Source organism: Paraburkholderia sp. UYCP14C (assembly GCF_004197395.1).
Taxonomy (GTDB): Bacteria; Pseudomonadota; Gammaproteobacteria; order Burkholderiales; family Burkholderiaceae; genus Paraburkholderia.
Genome location: NZ_SELS01000014.1, coordinates 63978 through 87551 on the forward strand (window position 1 = coordinate 63978; position 23574 = coordinate 87551).

The 23574-nt window shown below is 64.7% G+C and carries 18 protein-coding genes; 8 read left to right on the forward strand and 10 right to left on the reverse strand.

Annotated features, from left to right (window positions below):
• The first annotated feature begins 26 nt into the window (after positions 1-26).
• Both EVC45_RS15230 and EVC45_RS15235 read left to right on the forward strand, forming a co-directional pair.
• Complete coding sequence (locus EVC45_RS15230) at positions 27-2312, forward strand: arginine/lysine/ornithine decarboxylase (protein ID WP_129958805.1); 2286 nt, start codon at positions 27-29, stop codon at positions 2310-2312.
• Between the two features lie 2 nt (positions 2313-2314).
• A complete protein-coding gene (locus tag EVC45_RS15235) occupies positions 2315-3055 on the forward strand; it encodes a lysozyme inhibitor LprI family protein (RefSeq protein ID WP_168991482.1) in 741 nt (246 codons plus the stop codon).
• Between the two features lie 30 nt (positions 3056-3085).
• Here EVC45_RS15235 and EVC45_RS15240 read toward each other — a convergent pair whose 3' ends face one another.
• The 4 genes from EVC45_RS15240 to zwf form a co-directional block, all read right to left on the reverse strand.
• Positions 3086-4021: a bestrophin family protein gene (locus tag EVC45_RS15240; protein WP_129958807.1), complete on the reverse strand. Its 936-nt coding sequence runs from the start codon at positions 4019-4021 to the stop codon at positions 3086-3088.
• Positions 4022-4175: 154 nt separating this feature from the next.
• Positions 4176-6092 carry a bifunctional transcriptional regulator/glucokinase gene (locus EVC45_RS15245; protein ID WP_129958808.1) on the reverse strand — a complete coding sequence of 639 codons (1917 nt, stop codon included), beginning with the start codon at positions 6090-6092 and terminating at the stop codon, positions 4176-4178.
• A complete protein-coding gene (gene pgl / locus EVC45_RS15250) occupies positions 6070-6786 on the reverse strand; it encodes a 6-phosphogluconolactonase (protein WP_129958809.1) in 717 nt (238 codons plus the stop codon). Before pgl ends, EVC45_RS15245 begins: the two co-directional genes overlap by 23 nt.
• Before the next feature lie 191 nt (positions 6787-6977).
• On the reverse strand, positions 6978-8441 hold the full coding sequence (zwf, locus tag EVC45_RS15255) for a glucose-6-phosphate dehydrogenase (protein ID WP_129958810.1): 1464 nt from the start codon (positions 8439-8441) through the stop codon (positions 6978-6980).
• 603 nt (positions 8442-9044) lie between these two features.
• On the opposite strand from zwf, the gene EVC45_RS15260 reads away from it, so the two are divergent.
• The 4 genes from EVC45_RS15260 to EVC45_RS15275 all read left to right on the forward strand — a co-directional run bounded on the left by EVC45_RS15260 (position 9045) and on the right by EVC45_RS15275 (position 13505).
• Positions 9045-10292, forward strand: coding sequence for an ABC transporter substrate-binding protein (locus EVC45_RS15260; RefSeq protein ID WP_129958811.1), 1248 nt, complete (start codon positions 9045-9047; stop codon positions 10290-10292).
• A gap of 218 nt (positions 10293-10510) precedes the next feature.
• Positions 10511-11449, forward strand: coding sequence for a carbohydrate ABC transporter permease (locus EVC45_RS15265; RefSeq protein ID WP_129958812.1), 939 nt, complete (start codon positions 10511-10513; stop codon positions 11447-11449).
• Positions 11439-12296, forward strand: a complete 858-nt coding sequence (locus EVC45_RS15270) for a carbohydrate ABC transporter permease (protein WP_168991483.1) — start codon at positions 11439-11441, stop codon at positions 12294-12296. The genes EVC45_RS15265 and EVC45_RS15270 overlap by 11 nt, the downstream gene beginning before the upstream one ends.
• A gap of 93 nt (positions 12297-12389) precedes the next feature.
• On the forward strand, positions 12390-13505 hold the full coding sequence (locus tag EVC45_RS15275; RefSeq protein ID WP_129958813.1) for an ABC transporter ATP-binding protein: 1116 nt from the start codon (positions 12390-12392) through the stop codon (positions 13503-13505).
• A gap of 72 nt (positions 13506-13577) precedes the next feature.
• Here the strand turns inward: EVC45_RS15275 and EVC45_RS15280 are convergent, their stop codons facing one another.
• The 4 genes from EVC45_RS15280 to trxB all read right to left on the reverse strand — a co-directional run bounded on the left by EVC45_RS15280 (position 13578) and on the right by trxB (position 17357).
• Positions 13578-14498 (reverse strand): LysR family transcriptional regulator, encoded by a 921-nt coding sequence (locus tag EVC45_RS15280; protein ID WP_129958814.1) that lies wholly within the window; start codon positions 14496-14498, stop codon positions 13578-13580.
• A gap of 130 nt (positions 14499-14628) precedes the next feature.
• Positions 14629-15288 carry a glutathione S-transferase family protein gene (locus EVC45_RS15285; RefSeq protein WP_129958815.1) on the reverse strand — a complete coding sequence of 220 codons (660 nt, stop codon included), beginning with the start codon at positions 15286-15288 and terminating at the stop codon, positions 14629-14631.
• 114 nt (positions 15289-15402) lie between these two features.
• Positions 15403-16170 (reverse strand): Smr/MutS family protein, encoded by a 768-nt coding sequence (locus EVC45_RS15290; protein ID WP_129958816.1) that lies wholly within the window; start codon positions 16168-16170, stop codon positions 15403-15405.
• Between the two features lie 185 nt (positions 16171-16355).
• Complete coding sequence (trxB, locus tag EVC45_RS15295) at positions 16356-17357, reverse strand: thioredoxin-disulfide reductase (RefSeq protein WP_129958817.1); 1002 nt, start codon at positions 17355-17357, stop codon at positions 16356-16358.
• A gap of 392 nt (positions 17358-17749) precedes the next feature.
• On the opposite strand from trxB, the gene EVC45_RS15300 reads away from it, so the two are divergent.
• Together EVC45_RS15300 and lolA are read left to right on the forward strand one after the other, a co-directional pair.
• Complete coding sequence (locus tag EVC45_RS15300; protein ID WP_168991484.1) at positions 17750-20059, forward strand: DNA translocase FtsK; 2310 nt, start codon at positions 17750-17752, stop codon at positions 20057-20059.
• Positions 20060-20209: 150 nt separating this feature from the next.
• Entirely contained in the window at positions 20210-20953 is a 744-nt protein-coding gene (gene lolA / locus EVC45_RS15305; protein WP_129958819.1) for an outer membrane lipoprotein chaperone LolA, read from the forward strand.
• A gap of 360 nt (positions 20954-21313) precedes the next feature.
• Here the strand turns inward: lolA and EVC45_RS47915 are convergent, their stop codons facing one another.
• Both EVC45_RS47915 and cytX read right to left on the reverse strand, forming a co-directional pair.
• Positions 21314-21952: a hypothetical protein gene (locus EVC45_RS47915; protein ID WP_168991485.1), complete on the reverse strand. Its 639-nt coding sequence runs from the start codon at positions 21950-21952 to the stop codon at positions 21314-21316.
• 84 nt (positions 21953-22036) lie between these two features.
• Complete coding sequence (cytX, locus tag EVC45_RS15320; RefSeq protein ID WP_129958822.1) at positions 22037-23353, reverse strand: putative hydroxymethylpyrimidine transporter CytX; 1317 nt, start codon at positions 23351-23353, stop codon at positions 22037-22039.
• Positions 23354-23574 lie beyond the last annotated feature (221 nt).

A 23574-nucleotide genomic window follows, 5' to 3' on the forward strand; every position in this document is an offset into this window, starting at 1 on the left:
GTCGTTTTCTTTTTGGAGAATCGCCCATGAAGTTCCGTTTTCCCGTCGTCATCATCGATGAAGATTTCCGCTCCGAGAACATCTCGGGTTCCGGCATCCGGGCTTTGGCCGAAGCCATCGAGAAAGAAGGCGCGGAAGTGCTCGGGTTGACGAGCTACGGCGATCTGTCCTCGTTCGCGCAGCAGTCGAGCCGCGCCTCGTGCTTCATCCTGTCGATCGACGACGACGAGCTGCTGCCGTACGTCGATAACGTGGTCGTCGAAGGCGAGACGCCCGAGCTGGCCGCCGCGATCGTTGCGCTGCGCGCGTTCGTGACCGAAGTGCGCCGCCGCAATGCCGACATTCCGATCTTCCTGTACGGCGAAACGCGCACCTCGCGCCATCTGCCGAACGACATCCTGCGCGAGCTGCACGGCTTCATCCACATGTTCGAGGACACGCCGGAGTTCGTCGCGCGCCACATCATCCGCGAGGCGAAGGTGTATCTCGACGCGCTCGCGCCGCCGTTCTTCAAGGAGCTGGTGCAGTACGCGGACGAAGGTTCGTACTCGTGGCACTGCCCGGGCCACTCGGGCGGCGTCGCGTTCCTGAAGAGCCCGCTCGGCCAGATGTTCCACCAGTTCTTCGGCGAGAACATGCTGCGCGCCGACGTCTGCAACGCGGTCGACGAGCTCGGCCAGCTGCTCGACCACACCGGCCCGGTCGCGGCCTCCGAGCGCAACGCCGCGCGCATCTTCAGCGCCGACCACGTGTTCTTCGTGACCAACGGCACCTCGACCTCGAACAAGATCGTCTGGCACGGCACGGTCGCACCCGGCGACATCGTGCTGGTCGACCGCAACTGCCACAAGTCGATCCTGCACGCGATCACGATGACCGGCGCGATTCCGGTGTTCCTCACGCCGACGCGCAACAACTTCGGCATCATCGGCCCGATCCCGCGCAGCGAGTTCGAACCGGAGAACATCCGCAAGAAGATCGAGGCGAACCCGTTCGCGCGCGAAGCGCTCGCGAAGAACCCGAACCTGAAGCCGCGCATCCTGACCATCACGCAAAGCACGTACGACGGCGTGATCTACAACGTCGAGATGATCAAGGAGATGCTGGGCGAATGGCTCGACACGTTGCACTTCGACGAAGCATGGCTGCCGCACGCCGAATTCCACGAGTTCTATCAGGACATGCACGCGATCGGCGCGGGCCGTCCGCGCATCGGCGCGATGGTCTACGCGACGCACTCCACGCACAAGCTGCTCGCCGGCATCTCGCAGGCGTCGCAGATCGTCGTGCAGGATTCGAAGAACAGCCGCTTCGACAAGCATCGCTTCAACGAGGCATATCTGATGCATACGTCGACCAGCCCGCAGTACGCGATCATCGCGTCGTGCGACGTGGCCGCGGCGATGATGGAAGCGCCCGGCGGCACCGCGCTCGTCGAGGAGTCGATCGCTGAAGCGCTCGACTTCCGCCGCGCGATGACCAAGGTCGACACCGAATATGGCGACGACTGGTTCTTCAAGGTGTGGGGCCCGGACCAGTTCGCCGAGGAAGGCATCGGCTCGCGCGAGGACTGGATGCTGCGCCCGGACGACGCGTGGCACGGCTTCGGTCCGCTCGCCGAAGGCTTCAACATGCTCGACCCGATCAAGGCGACGATCGTCACGCCGGGTCTCGACATGGACGGCGGCTTCGGCGACACCGGCATTCCGGCCGCGATCGTCACGAAGTACCTGGCCGAGCACGGCATCATCGTCGAGAAGACGGGCCTGTACTCGTTCTTCATCATGTTCACGATCGGCATCACGAAGGGCCGCTGGAACTCGATGGTGACCGAGCTGCAGCAGTTCAAGGACGACTACGACACCAACCAGCCGCTGTGGCGCGTGCTGCCCGAGTTCGTGCAGCATCATCCGATGTACGAGCGTGTCGGTCTGCGCGATCTGTGCCAGCAGATCCACAGCGTGTATCGCGCGAACGACATCGCGCGTCTGACGACCGAGATGTACCTGTCGAGCATGGAGCCGGCGATGAAGCCGTCCGACGCGTTCGCGAAGCTCGCGCACCGCGAGATCGACCGGGTACCGATCGACGAACTCGAAGGCCGCGTCACGTCGATCCTGTTGACGCCGTATCCGCCGGGCATCCCGCTGCTGATTCCGGGTGAGCGATTCAACAGGACCATCGTCAACTATCTGCGTTTCGCGCGCGAGTTCAACGAACGCTTCCCGGGCTTCCATACGGATATCCACGGGCTGGTCGGCGAAATGGTCAACGGACGCATCGAATACTTCGTCGATTGCGTGCGTATTTGACGATGGCGCGGGTGAGGTTCCTGCCGGGCCTGCCGGGCATCGCGCGTTGGCGGCGCGGGGCCGGCGCGCTGGCGCTGGCGGCCGGCGTGGCGGGGCTCGGCGGCATCGTGAGTCCGGCCGCGCATGCCGAGGTGGCCGCCGCCGATCCGATCGACGCGTCGATGCGCGCGTGTCTTGCGCGCGCCGACATGTCGACGACGATGGGGCAGGTGCAGTGCATGGACAATGCGCGCATCGGCTGGAAGGCTGCGGTCGACAACGCGTACCAGCAGTTGCTCGCGAAGCTGCCGCCCGCGCGGCGCAAGCTGTGGGAAAAGAGCCAGTCGAGCTGGCTCGCGTCGCGCGAGGCCGAGAAGCAGTTGCTTGCCGCGGTATTCGCGACGACCCAGGGTTCGACGTACGTGCTTTCCGAAGCCGACATGCAGCTGCAGCCGGTGCGCGACCGCGCGCTCGTGCTGCGCAGCGCGCTCGCCGATGCGAGCGGTCCGGGCCCGCGCCGGCCGCGCGCGTGCAATGCCGATGCGCGTTGCGAACACGCGACGTTCGATCTGAACCGCTACTACCGGGTGCTCGAATCGAAAATGCCGGCGCAGTCGCGGCCGACGCTCGTGAACGCGCAACGCGCGTGGAGTGCGTATCTGACGGCGTCGACGCCGCTCGTCGACGAGCGCGGGCGCATCGATATCATTGGCGCGCGCGTCGCGACGATCAAGCGGCTCTCGGAAACGGCCGGCAACCACTGACGGCCGCCGGCCGGCGCGCCCCCCGCGCATTCAGTCCCATTGATAACGGTCTTTGCCCGGCTGCGGCGGCGCGAGCGCCGGCTCGCCGCGCAGGTCGCGCATCGCATCTTCGATCACGACGGACATCGTGTTGAGCGCGAGGTCGTTGTCGTCGGTGCCGAACGGTTCTTCGAGCTGCGACGCGATCGCTTCGTGCGCCATGAACGTGTACGCGACGAACACCGCGAACACCGGCGTGAAAATGCCGATGCTGTCGACCAGCCCGAACGGCAGCGACGCGCAGAAGAAGTACACGGTGCGGTGAATCATCACCGAATAGGCGAACGGCAGCGGCGTCGACGCGATGCGCTCGCAGCCGCCGATCACATCCGACAGTCCGCTCAGATTGCGGTCGAACGCGAGTACGGCCATCGGATCGAGCGCGCCCGCGCGTGCCGTGCGCCGCACCCATTCACCGAGGCACAGCATCAGCATGGCCGGCTTGTAGCGCGCAGCCATCACCCGTTCGAACAGCGCGCCGGGCAGCCGCGCGGCAAGGTCGTCGCGCGGCTCGGTCCGGCGCAGCTGATGTCGCAGCGCGTGCGGCAGCGCGCTCAGGATCGCCAGAAACTCGGCGGTATCTTCTTTGGGCAACTCGCGCGACGGCAGCGTCAGCGCCTGGCGCGTCAGCGAGCGCGACTCGTTGAGCAACTGCCCCCACAGCTTGCGCGCTTCCCACCAGCGGTCGTAGCTAGCGTTGTTGCGAAAGCCGAGAAATACCGCGAGCGCGATGCCGACCAGCGAGAACGGCGCGGTCGTGTTCAGGTTCAGACGGTTCAGATTGACCGGCAGCAGATGATCGTGCGCGGCGAGCGCAATGATCGAGATGAAGAAGATCAGGAAGAGCCGCGGCAGCAACTGCGGCAGCACCGAGCCGCGCCACGCGAGCAGCATGCGGAACCAGTGGAGGTGCGGGCGGATGATCATGGGAAAGCGGCTCGTATGACGCGATAGAGCGCCTATTATCGATCGCTTTGCCCGTCCCCCAAAACAGAAAAACCCGCGGCGGGCGCATCGGTTTCAATGCGCTCGCCGCGGGTCCGTTTGCCGCCGCCGGATCGGGACAGCCGCTAACCCGGCCTCAGTCGCGCGCCGACGAAGCCGCGCCGTGGCTCAGCCAGTCGAGTACGGCCGTCGCATCGTCGTCGGCGCCTTCGCGCGCTTTCTCGACCGTCTCGGCGACGTCGTCGCTCGGCACCGCGCGGCGAATCGCCACGCCGACCGCGAGAATGTCGATCATCACGAGGTGCAGGATGCGCGAGATCATCGACAGCTGCGACTCGCGAATCTCGATGTGATCGGTTTCCAGCGCCACGGTCGCGCGCTTCGCGAGCGGTGTGTTGCTCGACGTGATCGCGATCACCTGCGCGCCGGCCTGCATCGCGACGTCGAGCACGCGCAGCAATTCGGGTGCGCGCCCCGACTTCGACACCGCGACGATCACGTCACCCTTGCCGAGCAGCGCGGCCGAGGCCGCCTGCATGTACAGATCGCCGTACGCAATGGTCGGGATGCCGAAGCGGAAGAACTTGTAGTGCGCGTCCTGCGCGACGATGTTCGAATTGCCGAGCCCGTAGAACTCGATGCGCCGCGCGCCGTTCAGCAGGTCGATCGCGCGTTCCACGTGCTCGAAGTTCAGATGCTCGCGCAACTGCAGGATCGCCGACACGGTGTTGTCGAGCACCTTCGCGCCGAAGTCGGTCGCGGTGTCGCCGAGATGCACCTGGCTGTGGCTGACCGGAATCGTGCCGGTCAAACCGGTCGCGAGCTTCAGCTTGAAATCCGACAGCCCCTGGCAGCCGAGCGAGCGGCAGAAGCGGATCACGGTCGGCTGACTGACGTCGGCCTTGCGCGCGATGTCGACGATCGGATCGTTGATGATCGAACGCGGATGGTTCAAGGCGAGGTCGGCGACGCGGCGTTCGGCCGGCGTGAGCGCGTCGCGCATCTGGCGAATCCGCTCGAACACCGCCGACGAGCTGCCGCCCGCGCGGTTCGACAGCTGTTCCGCGAGAATCGCCGAGACGCCGAGAAACGCCGGGTATTCGGCGGTAATCACATAGGTCGGCACGTTCTGCAGATACGCCTCGAAGCGGCCCTTCGCCTCGAAGCGCTGGCGGAACGACGAACGCGCGAAGAACTCGCCCAGGCGCGGCACGACGCCGCCGCCGATGTAGATGCCGCCGAGCGCGCCGAGCGTCACCGCGATATTGCCGGCGAAGGTGCCGAGAATGCCGCAGAACACGTCGACCGATTCGGCCGCGAGCGGCTCGCCGTCGAGCGCGCGCTTGACCACCTCGGCCGGATTGACGCTGGCCGCCACGCGTTTCTTGTCGCGGCCCGCGAGCGCGCGATAGATCACCTCGATACCCGGACCCGCGGCCACCCGTTCGAACGACACGTGCGACCACTTCTTGCGCGCGTAGTGCAGCACGATCTCCTCGCGCTCATCGGCGGGCGCGAAGGTGGCGTGGCCGCCTTCGCTGCCGAGCGCGATCCAGCGGTCGTCGGCGGGAATCAGGCCCGACACGCCCATGCCGGTGCCGGGGCCGAGCAGGCCGATCACGCTGTTGGGCCGGCGCTGGCCGCCGCCCACCTGCACGCGCTGCGCGTCGGTGAGGCCGGGCAGCGCCATCGCGAGCGCGGTGAAGTCGTTGACGACGAGGAGCGTGTCGAAGCCGAGCGCGCGGCGCGTCGCTTCGATCGAAAAGGTCCAGTCGTGATTGGTCATGCTGACCTGGTCGCCGTCGACCGGGTTCGCAATCGCGATCGCCGCGTGATTGACGCGGCCGATCTTCGTGTCCTTCAGATACTTCTTGATGACGTCGGCGACACCCGGATAGTCGGCGCAAGGATAGACCTGCACCGAGCTGATCTCGCCGGGACCCGTCTCGAGCGCGAAACGCGCATTGGTACCGCCGATGTCGGCCAGCAGCCTCGGTCCGTCGGCGTGCTGGACCGCGCCCGGCACAGCTTTAGTTTGCACACCAGTAGACATCGAGTCTCACTCCCTTGTCGTTTGCCAGTTGCGAGATGGCATTTTTTTGTAGCGCAGCGGATGCGGCGTTGAGCACGTCCATCTTGCGCGGTCCTGCGATCAGCAGGAACAGATGCTTCACGTCCTTCAGCGCGGACAACGACCAGCTCACGCGCGCGTGCGGCGCCGCGCCCGGATGAACGGCGACGAACCGCTCGGTCGTGGTGATCGCGTGATCCCATTCGGGCGCGTCGGCGAAGATCGACGCGGTGTGGCCGTCTTCGCCCATGCCAAGCACCGCGACGTCGGGCGCCGTGGCGAAGCGCGGGTCCGCGTTCAACGCGGCGACGTGCGCATGCAGATCCTGGGTGGTGTCGACCAGCGGCCAGAAGGTCGCATGTTGCGCGGCGTTCTGCAGCAACGTGGCGTGCGCGAGTTGCGCATTGCTCGCGCTATCGGTCTCCGGCACCCAGCGGTCGTCGACCAGCGTGATCGCGATGCGGGGCCAGTCGAACGTCTGCGTCGACAACGTTTGCAGGAACGGACGCGGGCTGCTGCCGCCGGACACGGCCAGCATGGCCGGGCGCGCGAGCGGGGTTGACGTGCCGGTGCCGGCCGCCTGTGCGGCAAGCGACGCATGTAACGCGTCGCCCACCGCTTTCGCCAGCGCGTCGGATTGGGCGCGCTGGTCGTCGAAAGCGTGAAGCTGGATCACTTCTCCTCCGTGCTGCTTTCTTGTTAGGTCTGCGGAGTCAGCCTGACTGCTCTCGCGCGATGCCTGCAAGGCGGGGTGGCTTGCAGACGCCTGACACGATACCGGCGCGACTCCGTTCAGTTCGTCGGTGGTGTTGCCGACGCCGCGCTGGGTGTTTATCGCGCGCGGCGCCGTCCGTCAATTCATCAAAATCAATTCTCTTCTTCGAGCCAGCAAGTGCCGTGCTGCGCGAGCATCGCGCTCGCCGCGGCCGGTCCCCAGGTGCCCGCCGCGTACGGCTTGGGCGGCTTGGTCGAGACCTGCCATTCGTTCAGGATAGGCTCGACCCAGCGCCATGCGGCTTCCTGTTCGTCGCGCCGCACGAACAGCGCGAGACGCCCGTTGATCACGTCGAGCAGCAGGCGTTGATAGGCCTCCATCTGAGCTTCGCGGAAGAACCGGTCGAACGCGAGATCGAGGTACACGCTCGCGAGGTTCATGCCCTCGCCGGGCTGCTTCGCGAGACAGTACAGCCGAATCGTCTCGTTCGGCTGCAGCCGGATCACGAGGCGGTTCGCACCCGCGCGCAGCGCCGATGCGCCGAGCGCCGAATGCGGCACCGCACGAAAATTCACGACGATCTCGGCGACGCGATCGGCGAGCCGCTTGCCGGTGCGCAGGAAAAACGGCACGCCGGCCCAGCGCCAGTTCTCGATCTCGACCTTCAGCGCGACGAAGGTCTCGGTGGAGCTATCCGGCTTCACGCCGTGCTCGGTCGCGTAGGCCGGCACCGCGTTACCGCGGATCACGCCCGAATGATACTGGCCGCGCACCGCGACCTTGCCGATTTCCTGCGGATCGATCGGCTTGAGCGCGCGCAGCACGCGCAGCTTTTCGTCGCGCACCGAGTCGGAATCCATCGAGTGGGGCGGCTCCATCGCGACGATCGACAGCAGCTGCAGCAGGTGGTTCTGCACCATGTCGCGCAGCGCGCCGGTATTGTCGTAGAAATCGCCGCGCGCTTCGACGCCGAGCTCCTCGGCGATCGTGATCTGGATGCTCTCGACCCACTCGCGGCGCCACAGCGGCTCGAAGAGCGCATTGCCGAAGCGCAGCGCGAGCAGGTTCTGCACCGGCTCCTTGCCGAGGTAATGGTCGATCCGGTAGATCTGTTCTTCCGCGAAGATTTCGCCAACCGCATCATTAATTGCGTTCGACGACTTCAGGTCGTAGCCGAGCGGCTTTTCGAGCACGATGCGCGAGTTCTGGTTCAGACCCACCGCGGCGAGCGCATGGCAGATCGGCACGAACAGCGACGGACCCGTCGCCAGATAGAACACGCGGATGCCGGGCATCGGCTGGATCGCGTCGCGCAGCAGCGCGAAGTCGTCCGGATTGCCGAGATCGATCTTCACGAACTCGATGCGCGCAAGGAAGCTCGTCCATGCGGCTTCGTCGAGGCCGTTCTTCGACACATGCGGCTTGACGTGGCCGTCGACCCACTGCAGGTACTCGCCGCGATCCGCAATGTGTCGCGCGACCGCGACGATCTTGCCGCTGTCGGCGAGCATGCCGCCTGCGCGGTGCGCCTCGAACAGTGCGGGCAGGATCTTGCGCATCGACAGATCGCCAGTTCCGCCGAAGAGAACGAAGGTGAAGCTTGAGTCGGTATGCATGAGTCTCCGTCGATGTCCTGAAGGGCCGCCGCGCTGATCGGACGCTGCACGCGCAGCGACCCCGGAAGAGCGACCGTAGTCCGATAAAATATTTTTTGACACTGAATTGTAGTTTAACTACAATCCAAATCAAGAGGTAGCGTTAATTCGATGAAAAAAGCGTGCGGTGGAGAGAAAGAATGCACGCGTTTTGCGAATCGGCGGGCGTCCCCGGCATGCTAACGAACAAAGGGACAACGCCTTCCGGTACGCGCCAGCAGGGTGCCGGCGGACCTTACGGAAAGTCGGGGAGTCGACGGGCTTGGCGGGTCGTTGCCCGCGTGGCTGACGTCAGGCTGGCGTCGGGTTGGTGTATGAGGTACCTCGAGTCTGCCGCGCGATGCGGGCAGGCAAAAATCAAAAGAGGAGACATTCAGTTGCATCCCGAACCACTCACCTCTTGAGCGACCAGCGGCCGGACACCGGTCCGCCGGCACATGCCTTCGCGCATGCGCCCGACCGTGCTCGATCGCCCAGTGTTTTGCCTGTTTGAACCAACCACAGCACCCTGGCGACATCAGGGGCCATTCGTTTTTTTGTTCAGGTGTCTGGAGGAGATAAGCAATGAAATTTCGCGCGATCATGGGCGCTCTGTGCGCTGCGGGTCTGATGTGTGGCGTGTCGGCCGTACAGGCCGCCGAGTCGGTCGAAGTGCTGCACTGGTGGACTTCGGGCGGCGAATCCAAGGCCGTCGGCGTCCTCAAGGACGACATGACGAAGCAGGGCTACACGTGGAAGGACTTCGCGGTTGCGGGCGGCGCCGGCGCGGCTGCCATGACGGCACTGAAGACGCAGGTGATCTCGGGCAACGCACCGAGCGCCGCGCAGATCAAGGGTCCGCTGATCCAGGACTGGGCTTCGCAGGGCGTGTTGGTGCCGATCGATCCGGTCGCGGGCGACTGGAAGAAGAACCTCCCGCCGCAAATCGACAAGATCATGCAAGCGGACGGCCACTATGTTGGCGCGCCGTTTTCGGTGCATCGCGTGAACTGGCTGTACATCAACAAGGCAGCGCTGGACAAGGCAGGCGGCAAGGTGCCGACCACGTGGGCTGAGTTCTTCGCGGTGGCCGACAAGATGAAGGCCGCGGGCATCCAGCCGATCGCGATGGGTGGCCAGCCGTGGCAAGACCTGACGCTGTGGGAAGACGTGGTGCTGTCGGAAGGCGCGGACTTCTACAAGAAGGCGCTCGTCGACCTCGACGAGAAGACGCTGACCTCCGAGAAGATGGTTCAGGTGTTCGACACGGTCCGCAAGATCCAGGGCTATTTCGACGCGGGCCGCACGGGCCGTGACTGGAACCTCGCCACGGCGATGGTCATCAACGGCAAGGCCGGCATGCAGTTCATGGGCGACTGGGCGAAGGGCGAATTCACCAACGCCGGCAAGAAGTCGGGCGCGGACTACATCTGCGCGGTGGTGCCGCAAACGGACAAGGCCTACACGTTCAACGTCGACTCGTTCGTGTTCTTCCAGCAGAAGGGCCAGAAGGCCGCGACGCCGGGTCAGCTCGCGCTCGCGAAGACGATCATGTCGCCGGAGTTCCAGGAGCAGTTCAGCCTGTACAAGGGCTCGATCCCGGTGCGTCTCGGCGTGTCGATGGACAAGTTCGACGACTGCGCGAAGAAGTCGTACGCGGATGAGCAGGTCGCGATCAAGGCCGGCGGTTATGTGCCGTCGCTCGCTCACGGCATGGCTCAGCCGGATGCCGCGGCAGGCGCGATCTCCGACGTCGTCACGAAGTTCATGAACTCGCAGGAAGATTCGAAGACCGCGGTTCAGGCTCTCGCGAAGGCAGCGAAGACCAAGTAAGCGTAGGAAAGAAGCGTTGCGCCCGGCCGCTTGCATCTGAAGCACCGGGCGCGCCCTTCGGGCCGGGTCGGGTCGGACCTCGAGCTGCTGTCGTTCGAGAGCGCAGTCCGGTGTCACGCGGCTCACCCTGGTTTCATGGAGTCACACCCCGGCCGTCGCGGTCCCGCGCCATCAGCGCATGGGCATCCCGGCGGTACAGTTTCAGCAGGAGTCGAGTAGTGACTGCTTCCATCAGCGGGAACGGGAAAACGGCCACCGTCACCCGCCGCACGTCGCCCATGGCGGCCCTTGCCGATCGCTATATTCCGAAGCTGGTGCTCGCACCCAGCGTCGTGATCAGCCTGATCTTCGTGTATGGCTTTATTGGAATCACCGGCTATCTGTCGCTGTCTACTTCGCGGCTGATGCCTCGTTGGGAGTTCGCGGGTCTCGACCGCTATCGCGAGCTGTTCGAAAACGACGTGTTCTGGACCTCGGCCGCGAATCTCGGTTGGTTCGGCATTCCGTTCATCGCCATCTGTATCGGCCTCGGCCTGTTCCTCGCGATCCTGCTCGATCAGCAGATCCGCAACGAAGGCGCGCTGCGTGCCGTGTTCCTGTATCCGATGGCGCTGTCGTTCATCGTGACCGGCACCGCGTGGCAATGGATTCTGACGCCGAGCATCGGCATCGAGAAGGTGTTTCACGACTGGGGCTGGACGAGCTTCTCGTTCAACTGGCTCGGCGACCCGGACAAGGCGATCTTCTGTATCGTGATCGCGGCGGTCTGGCAGTCCACCGGCTTCGTGATGGCGCTGTTCCTCGCCGGTCTGCGCGGCGTCGACGGCGAAATCTTCAAGGCCGCGCAGATGGACGGCGCGGGCTTGCCCACCATCTATCGCAAGATCGTGATTCCGAGCATGCGGCCGGTGTTCTTCTCCGTGCTGCTGATTCTTTGCCACATCACCATCAAGACCTTCGACCTGGTCGTCGCGCTGACCGCCGGCGGTCCGGGCACGTCGTCGTCGCTGCCGGCCATCTTCATGTACACGTTTTCGTTCAATCGCGGGCAACTCGGTGTCGGCGCGGCATCGTCGATCATGATGCTCGCCACCGTGGTGGCCGTGCTCGTGCCGCTGATGTATCTGGAATCGAGGAGCACCCGCAATGCAGCCTAAGATGACGATTAGCCGTGCCGTCATTTACGCGGCCCTGGTTCTGTTCGCCCTGTACTTCCTGTTCCCGCTGTACGTGATGCTGTCGACGTCGTTCAAGGACATCGACCAGCTGCGCACCGGCAACCTGCTGACGCCGCCGACGAGCTGGAGCTTCGCGCCGTGGATCAAGGCGTGGAGCGGCGCGTGTACGGGGGTGCGTTGCGACGGCATGCAGCCGTTCTTCATGAACTCGGTGCGCATGGTGATTCCCGCCGTGCTGATCTCGTCGATCATCGGCGCGTTCAACGGCTACGTGCTCACGCACTGGCGGTTCCGTGGCGCCGATCCGATCTTCACGATGCTGCTGGTCGGCTGCTTCATTCCGTTCCAGGCGATCCTGCTGCCGATGGCGCGCCTCGAAGGCATGCTCGGCCTGTCGAACACGACGAGCGGCCTCGTGCTCGTGCACGTGATCTACGGTATCGCGTTCACCACGATGTTCTTCCGCAACTTCTACGTGAGCGTGCCGGCTGAACTCGTGAAGGCCGCGCGTATCGACGGCGCGGGTTTCTTCACGATCTTCACGAAGATCCTGCTGCCGGTGTCGCTGCCTATTTTCATGGTGTGCCTGATCTGGCAATTCACGCAGATCTGGAACGACTTCCTGTTCGGTATCGTGTTCTCCGGCGTCGATTCGATGCCGATCACCGTGGCGCTGAACAATCTCGTGAACACCTCGACCGGCGTGAAGGAATACAACGTGGACATGGCCGGCGCGATCATCGCGGCGCTGCCCACGCTGCTCGTCTACATCATCGCCGGACGTTACTTCGTGCGCGGCCTGACCGCGGGCGCGGTGAAGGGCTAAATCATCGTGGAGCGACGGCGGTGCGCCGAACCCGTGCCGCCGTCGCCTGACAAGACGTTTTCAAGCAGTACCAGAGACAAGAGGATTCACAGCATGGCAAGCCTTTCCATCCGTGACGTGTACAAGACCTACCCGAACGGGGTGCCGGTTCTGAAGGGTGTCAACATCGACATCGAAGACGGCCAGTTCCTGATTCTGGTTGGCGGCTCGGGCTGCGGTAAGTCGACGCTGCTCAACATGATTGCCGGTCTCGAAACCGTGACCAAGGGCGAGATCCAGATCGACGGCAAGACGGTGAACAACCTGTCGCCGAAAGATCGCGACATCGCGATGGTGTTCCAGTCGTACGCGCTTTATCCGTCGATGACGGTGCGCGAGAACATCTCGTTCGGCCTGAACATCCGCAAGGTGCCGAAGCAGGAGCAGACGCAGATCGTCGATCGCGTGTCGAACACGCTGCAGATCACGCATCTGCTCGACCGCAAGCCGGGTCAGCTGTCGGGCGGCCAGCGTCAGCGCGTCGCGATGGGCCGCGCGCTCGCGCGCGATCCGGTGATGTTCCTGTTCGACGAGCCGCTGTCGAACCTCGACGCGAAGCTGCGCATCGAGATGCGTTCGGAAATCAAGCTGCTGCATCAGCGCCTCGGCACCACGATCGTCTACGTGACGCACGACCAGATCGAAGCGATGACGCTCGGCGACCGCATCGCGGTGATGAAGGACGGCATCGTGCAGCAGTTCGGCGCTCCGCAGGAGATCTACGACTCGCCGTCGAACCTGTTCGTCGCGGGCTTCATCGGCGCGCCGCCGATGAACTTCATCGAAGGCAAGCTGGTCGAGCAGGGCTCGGGCGTCGGCATCGAACTCGATACGGGCGTCGCGCGTAAGGTGCTGGTGCTGCCGTTCGAGTCGGCAAAGGTGCGCTCGCACGTCGGCAACAACGTGATTCTCGGCCTGCGTCCGGAGCGCATCACCGACGCGCGCGGCGCGCACGGCGACGACTCGAAGCTGCAGCCGGTCGAAGTGAAGGTCGACGTGATCGAGCCGACCGGCCCGGATACGCTGGTGTTCGCGCAGATCAACGGCAAGCGCGTGGTGAGCCGCGTGCACCCGGCGTCGAACCCGCAACCGGAGAAGAATACGACGCTGCTGTTCGATACGTCGAAGGCGGTGCTGTTCGATCCGGCCAATGAAGAGCGGATTGCGTAAGCGCTGAATCCGTCGTTAAAGAAAAGCCCCATGCGTTGTATTGCGCATGGGGCTTCTGGTTTTTTGCAGCCGTTACGCCGACTCGCGCAAGCGCAAATCCGGATTGCTGTGCGCGAGCTCGCTGACCCAGTCGATGAAGGCGCGCAGCCGCGAACTCAGATTGCGGCGATGTGCGTACAGGATCGACAGCGGCGTGCCGGGGCTCGGGTAGTTGCCGAGAATCTCCGTGAGCGCGCCTTGCTCGATCAGCTCGGCGACCATGAAGCGCGACGGCTGGATGATGCCGTGGCCCAGCACGCCCGCGCTGATGTACACCGAGCCGTCGTTGACGGCGAGCGTGCTATCCATCGCGACGCGCTCGATTTCGCCGCCCACTTCGAATTCGAACGGGAAGGTACGGCCGCTGCGCGCGGACACGTAGTTGACCGCGCGATGCTTGCCGAGCTCCTCCAGGGTGGTCGGCGTGCCGAACTTCTGCAGATACGCGGGCGATGCGCACGTGACGATGCGCGCAAGTCCGATGCGCTTCGCGACGAGACTCGATTCGTCGAGCGTGCCCATGCGGATCACGCAATCGACGCCGTCCTGGATCAGATCGATGTTGCGATCCGCGAGACCGAGGCGTACGTCGATCGCCGGGTATTGCTCGTAGAAGTCGTCGAGCGCGGGCAGCAGCAGCGCGCGCGCGAGCGTGCCGGACGTATCGACGCGGATCGTGCCGGCGGGATTCTCGCGCTTGTTCGACAGCGACGACTCGGCATCGGCGACCTCGGCGAGAATGCGCACGCAGCGCTCGTAGAACGCCGCGCCGTCTTCGGTCACGCTGACCTGACGCGTGGAGCGGTTCAAGAGCCGCACGCCGACGTGTTCCTCGAGCGCCTGGATCGTGCGGCTCACTTTCGCGCGCGGCAGATCGAGCGATTCCGAAACCTTGGTGAAGCTGTTTGCTTCTACCACGCGCGTGAAGATCTCCATCGCTTCGAAACGGTCCATGGGGGGCCTTGTGGGTGGTGAGCCGAAAGATGAGCGGGACAGGCTTGCGACATGACAGGAAGTCTACAGGCAGCAAAACAGGTTGTCTGCCGGGCCTCGTGCGCGCGCATCCGCCACCGCCGTTCGTGGCTCAATCGCGGTCCGGCGCGCCCAGCGGAAACAGCGGCCGATACGGCCGCGCCTCGTCGACCGCGCGTGCGAACGACGGCCGCGCGAGCAGCCGCTGCCGGTACGCGCGCACCTGCGCGAACGCGGGGGCGATCGGATGCGTCCAGTCGGCGTAGAACAGGAACGGGGCGGCGCCGCAGTCGGCGAGGCTGAAGCTGTCGCCGGCGGCCCATTCGCGCTCGGCCATGCGGCGCTCGAGCCATGCGTAGGAGGTGTCGAGCATGGCGCGCGCATCGGCGACGCCGCGCGTGTCGCGCTCGGCTTCGGGGCGCAGGCTGTCGAAGACGATCTTCTGCTGCGGCGTCGAAATGTAGTTGTCGAAGAAGCGGTCCATCATGCGCACGTCGAGCGCGGCGCGCGGATCGGTCGGCAGCAGCGCGACGGGCCCCGGATAGTGCAGGCCCAGATATTCGATGATGATGCTCGCCTCGGGCACCGTGCGCTCGCCGTCGACGAGCACCGGAAAGCGCCTGATCGGCCATAGCGCGGCGAATTCGGCCATGACCTTCGGGTCGTCGTGCGCGAGCACGCGCATCTCGAACGGCGTGCCGTTTTCGTACAGCGCGGTCAGGGCCTTCTGGCAGTAAGACGAGAACGGGTGGGCATAAAGCTTCAGGGCCATCGTGATCACCTTTGACGGTTGCACAGCACGAATGCACGGTGACGACGATGGCCACCGCGCGACGGCCAGGCTGGCCGTTTACCCCACGACGAACGACGGCCGCGTAAATCGACCTCAGGCTTTCACGTTCACCGCATGCGGCGGCACCGACCCCGGCTGCAACAGCACGACCACCGCGCCGGCGCCGCCGTCATGCGGGCGCGCCTGACAGAACGCGATCACCTCGGCTTTCTGCACGAGCCACGCGCGCACCTTGCCCTTCAGCACCGGCTCCTTGCCGACCGATCCCAGACCCTTGCCGTGAATCACGCGCAGGCAGCGCAGGCCGCGCTTGACCGATTCGCGGATGAATTCCGCGAGTGCTTCGCGTGCTTCTTCGCGCCGCATGCCGTGCAGGTCGATCTGCGCCTGCACGATCCAGTCGCCACGCCGCAGCTTGCGCACGACGTCGCGGCTCACGCCGGGGCGGCAGTACGACAGCGTTTCGTCGGTTTCGAGCAGCACTTCGGGGTCGAACTCGTCGGAGATCGCTTCGTGCAGCACCGCTTCTTCGTCGAGCAGCGTCTGTACCGGCAGCGGCGGCGGGGGATTGCGCGCGAGCGTCGCCCGTGGCGGAATCGCGAGCGGTGCGACTTCGCCGATCTCGCGGCGGAACAGATCGGCATCCGCGGCCGCTTCGCGCTTTGCCGCTCGCGCCACGGCCTGTTCTCGCTCGCGGCGCTCGGCGTCGCCTTTCAGCGCTTCACGCAGTGCGCCGAGTCCGGCGAGTCCCGACGCGCGCTCGAGCTTCGGCGCGACCGCGGGCGCAGCCGTTGCGGGCGCGGGACGCGTGGCGGATTGCGGGCGTTTCGGTTCGTTCGGATGGGGCTGATTCTTCGGCATATCGGCAATACAGGCGGAAAGGTCGAGGGGTCGTGCGGGGCCGCGGGCTGCAAAAACGACAAAGGCCGCCGGCATTGCAGCCGCGGCCTTCGTGAGCCAATCACGGCAGCGCTGTGCGCCACCGTCATTTTACTGTCGCGACCGGGGTCGCGACATGGTGTCGCCAAACGGCGGCGCGTCGCGGATCAGCGGTCCGCTTCCGCGCTCATCGCATGCTCGCCGACCATCTCGTTGATGGTCTCGAGATAGCGCTGCGCGTCGAGCGCTGCCATACAGCCGGTGCCCGCGCTCGTGATCGCCTGGCGATAGATGTGGTCCTGCACGTCGCCGGCAGCGAACACGCCCGGCACGCTGGTCGCGGTCGCGAAACCGTTCAGGCCGCCCTTCGTGATGATGTAGCCGTTCTTCATCTCGAGCTGGCCTTCGAAGATGTCCGTGTTCGGCTTGTGGCCGATCGCGACGAACAGGCCCTGCAACGCGATGTCGGTGGTCTCGCCAGTCTGCGTGTGCTTGATGCGCAGGCCGGTCACGCCGGAATCGTCGCCGGTCACTTCGTCGAGCGTGTGGTTCCACTTGATCTCGACGACGCCTTCCTTTTCCTTGGCTAGCAGACGGTCGATCAGGATCGGCTCGGCGCGGAACTTGTCGCGACGATGAATCACGGTCACCTTCTTCGCGATGCCGGCGAGGTACAGCGCCTCTTCGACGGCCGTATTGCCGCCGCCGATCACGGCGACGTGCTGCTGCTTGTAGAAGAAGCCGTCGCAGGTCGCGCAGGCCGACACGCCCTTGCCCATGAACGCTTCTTCCGACGGCAGGCCGAGGTACTGCGCCGATGCGCCCGTCGAGATGATCAGCGAGTCGCACGTGTATTCGCCCGAATCGCCGATCAGACGAATCGGCTTCTCATCGAGCTTCGCCGTGTGGATGTGGTCGAAGATGATCTCGGTGTTGAAACGCTCGGCGTGCTCGAGGAAGCGCGCCATCAGTTCCGGGCCTTGCACACCGTTGCCGTCGGCGGGCCAGTTTTCGACGTCGGTCGTGGTCATCAGCTGGCCGCCTTGCGCGAGGCCCGTGACGAGTACCGGCGCGAGGTTGGCGCGCGCCGCGTAAACCGCCGCCGTGTAGCCGGCGGGGCCGGAACCGAGAATCAGAACCTTGGCGTGTTTCGTTGCAGTTGCGGGCATGATCGAATCCTTGTACGGCGCGCGGCTCGCTGCTGCGTAGCCGTGCGTTTTTTGAGCTGGAACTGTAGATGGGTATCAGTTGCGCATTATAAAGGGCGGGGCGCGCGGCTGCGCCATCAAGCTTTCTGATCGCCGCGATAGCGCGGCGGCGAAGGCGCGCGGCGCGGGCACGCGGCGCGATACGACGGATTCACTGCGCCTCGCGCATGCCTCTGTGGCCAAACAGCCAAGTTACCGTCATTTACAGCCTCGCGCGGGGCGCAGCGTTTACAATAGCCCGGATCGAAGTTTCCGGTAGCCGGGATCGGGCCCGAAGCCGCGCGCGGCGAGGCTCGGGCCGCGTTCCCGGCAGCAGTTTCAGCCTGAACCGGCTACCCCAGGCAACAGGATCAATGGCAAAAGCTCCTTATACCGCGAGCGCGCAGGCATTGCCGCACCGCATGTCGCGCCTCTTCACCGAAATCCGCTGGATTCTGCAGGTGGCCCTCGGCGTGTTCCTGCTGATGTCGCTCGTCAGCTACAGCAGGCACGACCCGAGCTGGACCCATGCCGCGCAGGTCGACCATATCTCGAACTGGGCGGGCCGCGTCGGCGCGTGGACCTCCGACATTCTGCTGCTGCTGTTCGGCCTGTCCGCCTACTGGTGGATCGTGCTGCTCGGCCGCCACATCTCCGCGAACTACCAGCGCATCACCCGCAACGAAGAGCCGCAGGACGACGACGCGCCGCGCGGCGTCAGCTGGCTCGCGGACGCGTTCGCGTTCATGCTCGTGCTGCTGTCGTGCAACGGCCTCGAAGCGCTGCGCATGTGGTCGCTGAAAGTGCAGTTGCCGCGCGCACCCGGCGGCGTGATCGGCGAGGCTGTCGCGCGCGGCATCTCGCACGCGCTCGGCTTCACCGGCGGCACGCTCGCGCTGCTGCTCGGTCTCGGCATCGGGCTGTCGCTGTACTTCCGTTTTTCGTGGCTGTCGGTCGCGGAGAAGGTCGGCGAATCGATCATTTCCGCGGTGACGTTCGCGAAGCTGCGCCGCGAGGCCGGGCTCGATCGCAAGCTCGGCGAAGCGGCCGCCGTGAAGCGCGAAGGCAAGGTCGAGAAGGGCCGCGTGCGCATCGAGGAGCACGAGCCGGTGGTGATCGTGCCGCCGCTCGCCACGCCGGCGAAGTCGGAGCGCGTCGAGAAGGAACGCCAGGTGCCGCTGTTCACCGATCTGCCTGGTGACTCCACGCTGCCGCCCATCTCTCTGCTCGACGCCGCGCCCGCCGCGCAGGAAACCATTTCCGCGGACACGCTCGAATTCACGTCGCGCCTGATCGAGAAGAAGCTGAAGGACTTCGGTGTCGAAGTGAGCGTGGTTGCCGCGTATCCGGGACCCGTCGTCACGCGTTACGAAATCGAGCCGGCCACGGGCGTGAAGGGCAGCCAGATCGTCAATCTCGCGAAGGATCTCGCGCGCTCGCTGTCGCTCGTGTCGATCCGCGTCGTCGAAACGATTCCGGGCAAGAACTACATGGCGTTGGAGCTGCCGAACCAGCGCCGGCAGACAGTGAGCCTGTCCGAAATTCTCGGCTCGGCCGTGTATGCGGATGCCGCGTCGCCGCTCACGATGGGGCTCGGCAAGGACATCGGCGGCAAGCCGGTGTGCGCGGACCTCGCGAAGATGCCGCATTTGCTGGTCGCCGGCACGACCGGTTCGGGCAAGTCGGTCGGTATCAACGCGATGATCCTGTCGCTGCTGTACAAGGCGAGCGCCGAGCAGGTGCGCATGATCCTGATCGATCCGAAGATGCTAGAAATGAGCGTCTACGAAGGCATTCCGCATCTGCTGTGTCCGGTCGTCACCGACATGCGTCAGGCGGGCCACGCACTGAACTGGGCGGTCGCCGAAATGGAGCGCCGCTACAAGCTGATGAGCAAGGTCGGCGTACGTAACCTCGCCGGCTACAACAACAAGATCGACGAAGCGGCCAAGCGCGAAGAGAAGCTGCCGAATCCGTTCAGCCTGACGCCGGACGATCCGGAACCGCTGACGCGTTTGCCGAACATCGTGATCGTCATCGACGAACTGGCCGACCTGATGATGGTCGTCGGCAAGAAGGTCGAAGAGCTGATCGCGCGGATCGCGCAGAAGGCGCGCGCGGCCGGTATTCACCTGATCCTTGCGACGCAGCGTCCGTCGGTCGACGTGATCACCGGCCTGATCAAGGCCAACGTGCCGACCCGTATGGCGTTCCAGGTATCGTCGAAAATCGACTCGCGCACGATTCTCGATCAGCAGGGCGCCGAGTCGCTGCTCGGCATGGGCGACATGCTGTATCTGCCGCCGGGCAGCGGTTTGCCGGTGCGCGTGCACGGCGCGTTCGTGTCGGATGACGAGGTGCATCGCGTCGTCGACAAGCTCAAGGAGCAGGGCGAGCCGAACTATATCGAGGGCATTCTCGAGGGCGGCGTGAGCGGCGAGGGCGACGAAGGCTCGGCGGGAACCGGGTCCACCGAAGGCGAGTCGGACCCGTTATACGATCAGGCGGTCGACGTCGTGCTGAAGAATCGCCGCGCGTCGATTTCACTCGTGCAACGGCACCTGCGCATCGGCTACAACCGGGCGGCGCGCCTGCTCGAACAGATGGAGAATTCGGGCGTGGTGTCGGCGATGTCGTCGAACGGCAACCGCGAGATTCTGGCGCCGGCGCGCGAAGCGGAGTAGCCGCACAAGCCAGTGCGGCCGTCGCGAGCGCCGCCGCATGCACCGCAGTGTGCAGCTTTACGGCTCGACGCCGGGCCAAGCACTTCGTGTTCAGCAAGTGCAGCGACCCGGCGCAGCCCGTCACCGAACTCAACCAAGGGAGAAGAACCAATGCAAGCAATCGCGCAGCAGGATGCCCGACAGCGTCGAGCGGGCCGTCTCGGCGAGCGCGTGTGCGGCAGCATGCGCAAGATCGCGCGGGCCGCGGGCAGTGTCGCGATCGGTGCGTCGCTGCTCGTTGCCTCGCACGCGTTTGCGAGCGGCACCGAGCAGCTGAAGGCATTCGTCGCGCAGGTCCATTCGGCGCGCGGCACCTTCGTGCAGCAGGAAGTGCGCGCGCCGAGCAAGGCGCAGGGTGCGAGCGGCGCGCTGGCCACCGCGAATCCGTCCAAGCCGACCACGTCGAGCGGCACGTTCACGTTCGCGCGGCCCGGCAAGTTCATCTGGCAATACGAGAAGCCCTACTCGCAATTGCTGCAGGCGGACGGCGACAAGCTCTACGTGTACGACAAGGATCTGAACCAGGTCACGGTGCGCACGCTCGGTAATGCGCTCGGCGCGAGCCCGGCGGCAATCCTGTTCGGCAGCAACGATCTGGACAAGAACTTCACGCTGCGCGACGCGGGCGTGAAGGCCGGCATCGACTGGCTCGAACTCACGCCGAAGGCGAAGGACACGCAGTTCGAGCGCGTCGGCATCGGCTTCAAGGACGGCAATCTCGAAGCGATGGAATTGCACGACGTGTTCGGCAACGTGACACTGCTGACGTTCTCGAACATCCAGAAAAATCCGCAGTTGCCGCCCGACGCATTCAAGTTCACGGTGCCGAAGGGCGCGGACGTGATCAACGGATAAACCGCGCGGTGGGCGCCGCCGCGCGCCTTCGCGAACGCCGGGAAGCCGCGCTTGTCGAGCGCGGCTTTTTATTTCGCGCGGCGCGTGGCGCACGGATTCTTTAGGAATGCGCGCTCGGCGCCGGCGTGAACATCGATTCGTCGCTCAGGCAGACGTAATAATTTAGTGCGAGACTGCACAGACCAGCATCGCTCGTGGGCTCGAGTTGGCGCGTCCGATCATTTCCAGGATTTGGTGCGCAATCTCTAACAATTTTCTGCTGCGACGCAACAAAATAACGCCTAAACTGGTCGAAGCTGGTTGTCGCTTCGAATGTCTGGAAAGGTGAGGCATGTCATGAGATTGTCTTCTTCACACGATTTACGCTTGTCCCCGTCCCTCCATGTGTTCGAGCAGGAGGGCGGATGGCATTGGGGGATTACCGTTCCGCGGTCGGCCGGAGGTGGTTTCAAGGTCGTTGCATATAGCGAAAAAACCTTTATCGATGAGGCCGAAGCCCATCGGGAAGGCAATCGCGCGCTTGAAAGTTTCGCCGATTCGCCGGCGGTTTCGCTTGAACGGCAATAAGGCCATTAGATTAATTGATGCACCTAATATACAGATTATCTGAGTTTCAGCGCGAAAACCGCAAAGATTACCGGCCGGTAATAATTCAATATGCAAATAATTGCATATTTCTTTGACTTCCGAAAAATCGTAGCGATAATGTCTCGTTTTTGAGATATCGCTTTCACTTTGACTTTCGCGGAATATGAAACTGCCCACGCGCTGAGCGTGGAGCTGGACGGCATCAACTATGCCGGAACTTATCGTGTAATGACGGGCACCGTCGTCGTCCATTTCGCGAACGAGAGCAAATTCGCGTCGTACGCGCCGAATCGGCCAGAGACAGTCGCTCGTTGGCTGCTCACGGATCTGTGTCGCAAGGTCGAATCGCGTCGGCGCAAACCAGCGAAAAAATAGCCCACGTCGCCAACCGATTGACGGTTCGGCGCTCATAAAAAAAAGACCTGCGTTTGCATTGCAGGTCTTTTTTATTTTCTGGCAGCCGCGCCTAATGCGGCGCGCTCTTAGCTAATGCGCTCACGCATACGCGGTTTTGCGCGCCGATACGAACACGTAGTAGCACACCGCGCCGATCGCGAGCGACGGCAGCGTCGCGCCGAGATTCGGCAGCCATTGATTGATCACCTGGTACGAGGCGATGCCGATCGCCCACGCGACGAACGCGCTCAGGTGCCAGCCGCCCGAGAAGCCGTAGCGGCCGCGCACATCGGCGAGCACCGCGGCGTCGATGCGACGCTTGCGCACGACGAAGTGATCCATCAGCACGACGCCGAACAGCGGCGCGAATACCGAGCCGATCAGCAGCAGGAAGTTCTGGTACTTCGCCATCGGCACGAGCAGCGCGATCACCGTGCACAGCGCGCCGAACGCGGCCGACAGCAACGGCACGCTCGCGCGCGTCCAGAACGTGCCGGTTGACACCGCGGCCGAGTGGATATCGGCGAACGCGTTGTCGATTTCGTCGATCAGGATCAGCAGCAGCGCAAAGCCGCCGCCCGCTTGCGCGAGCGCGCCGGTCAGCAGCGCATCGCCGCCGCCGGCCGCGAGGCCATAGACCGCGCCGAGCGCGTAGAACCAGATGTTCGCGATGCCGTAGCCGTACAGCGTGCCGCGAAACGTCTCGCCGGCGCGGCGGCCGAAGCGCGTGTAGTCGGCGATCAGCGGCAGCCACGACAGCGGCATCGCGACCACGAGGTCCACCGCGCCGCCGAACGACATCTCGCCGGTGCCGGGACGCTGCATCAGGTCGGCGAGATGGTGGCGCGCGAGGAGGTTCCACGTGAGCCACGCGGCGCCCGCGAGCAGCAGCCAGATCCCCCACTTGCGCAGAAAGCGCCGCACGAACGACAGCGGGCCGCTGATCGCGAGCAGGGTGGCGAGCAGGCCGAAGATCACGGTCCACACGAGCGGCATCGACAGGCCGAACGCCTGTTTTGCGAGCGCATCGGCGGAGTCGCGCATCACGATCACCTCGAACGAGCCCCAGCCGACCAGTTGCACCATGTTCAGCACGGCCGGCACCGACGCGCCGCGCACGCCGAGCGTCGGACGCAGCGACGACATCGCCGCGAGCCCGGTGTCGGCGCCGATTACACCCGCGAGCGCGAGCAGCACGACGCCGATCACGCTGCCGAGCACGATCGCGACGAGCGCATGCGGCAGCGACAGCCCCGGCACCAGCAGCGCGCCCGCCTGGGCGACGAGCAGGCCGATGCCGAGCGAGAACCATAGCGCGAACGCGTCGCCGGTACGGAACGCGCGGCGCGCGTCGGGCACCGGCTTGAGCGGCGCGTAGGTGGAGCCGGCGTCGCCGGCAACGGAATCTTGAGCCATCTGATGTTTGTTCCTGTTGGTGGTGCTGTGAAGCTCTTCGCTGTAAATTTTTGCGCTGTCGGCGCGCCGGTTCGGCCATCGCGCTGCCGCCGACACTGTCGGTCACTGTCATAATGCAGCACGTTGCCCGCGTTTTTGCCTTTGCTTCCGGCCTGGCGCGGGCTTTGCGCTTGTACCGCGAGGCACTGCTGCAAGGCGGCGCGTGCCCGGAAAGCCGAGAT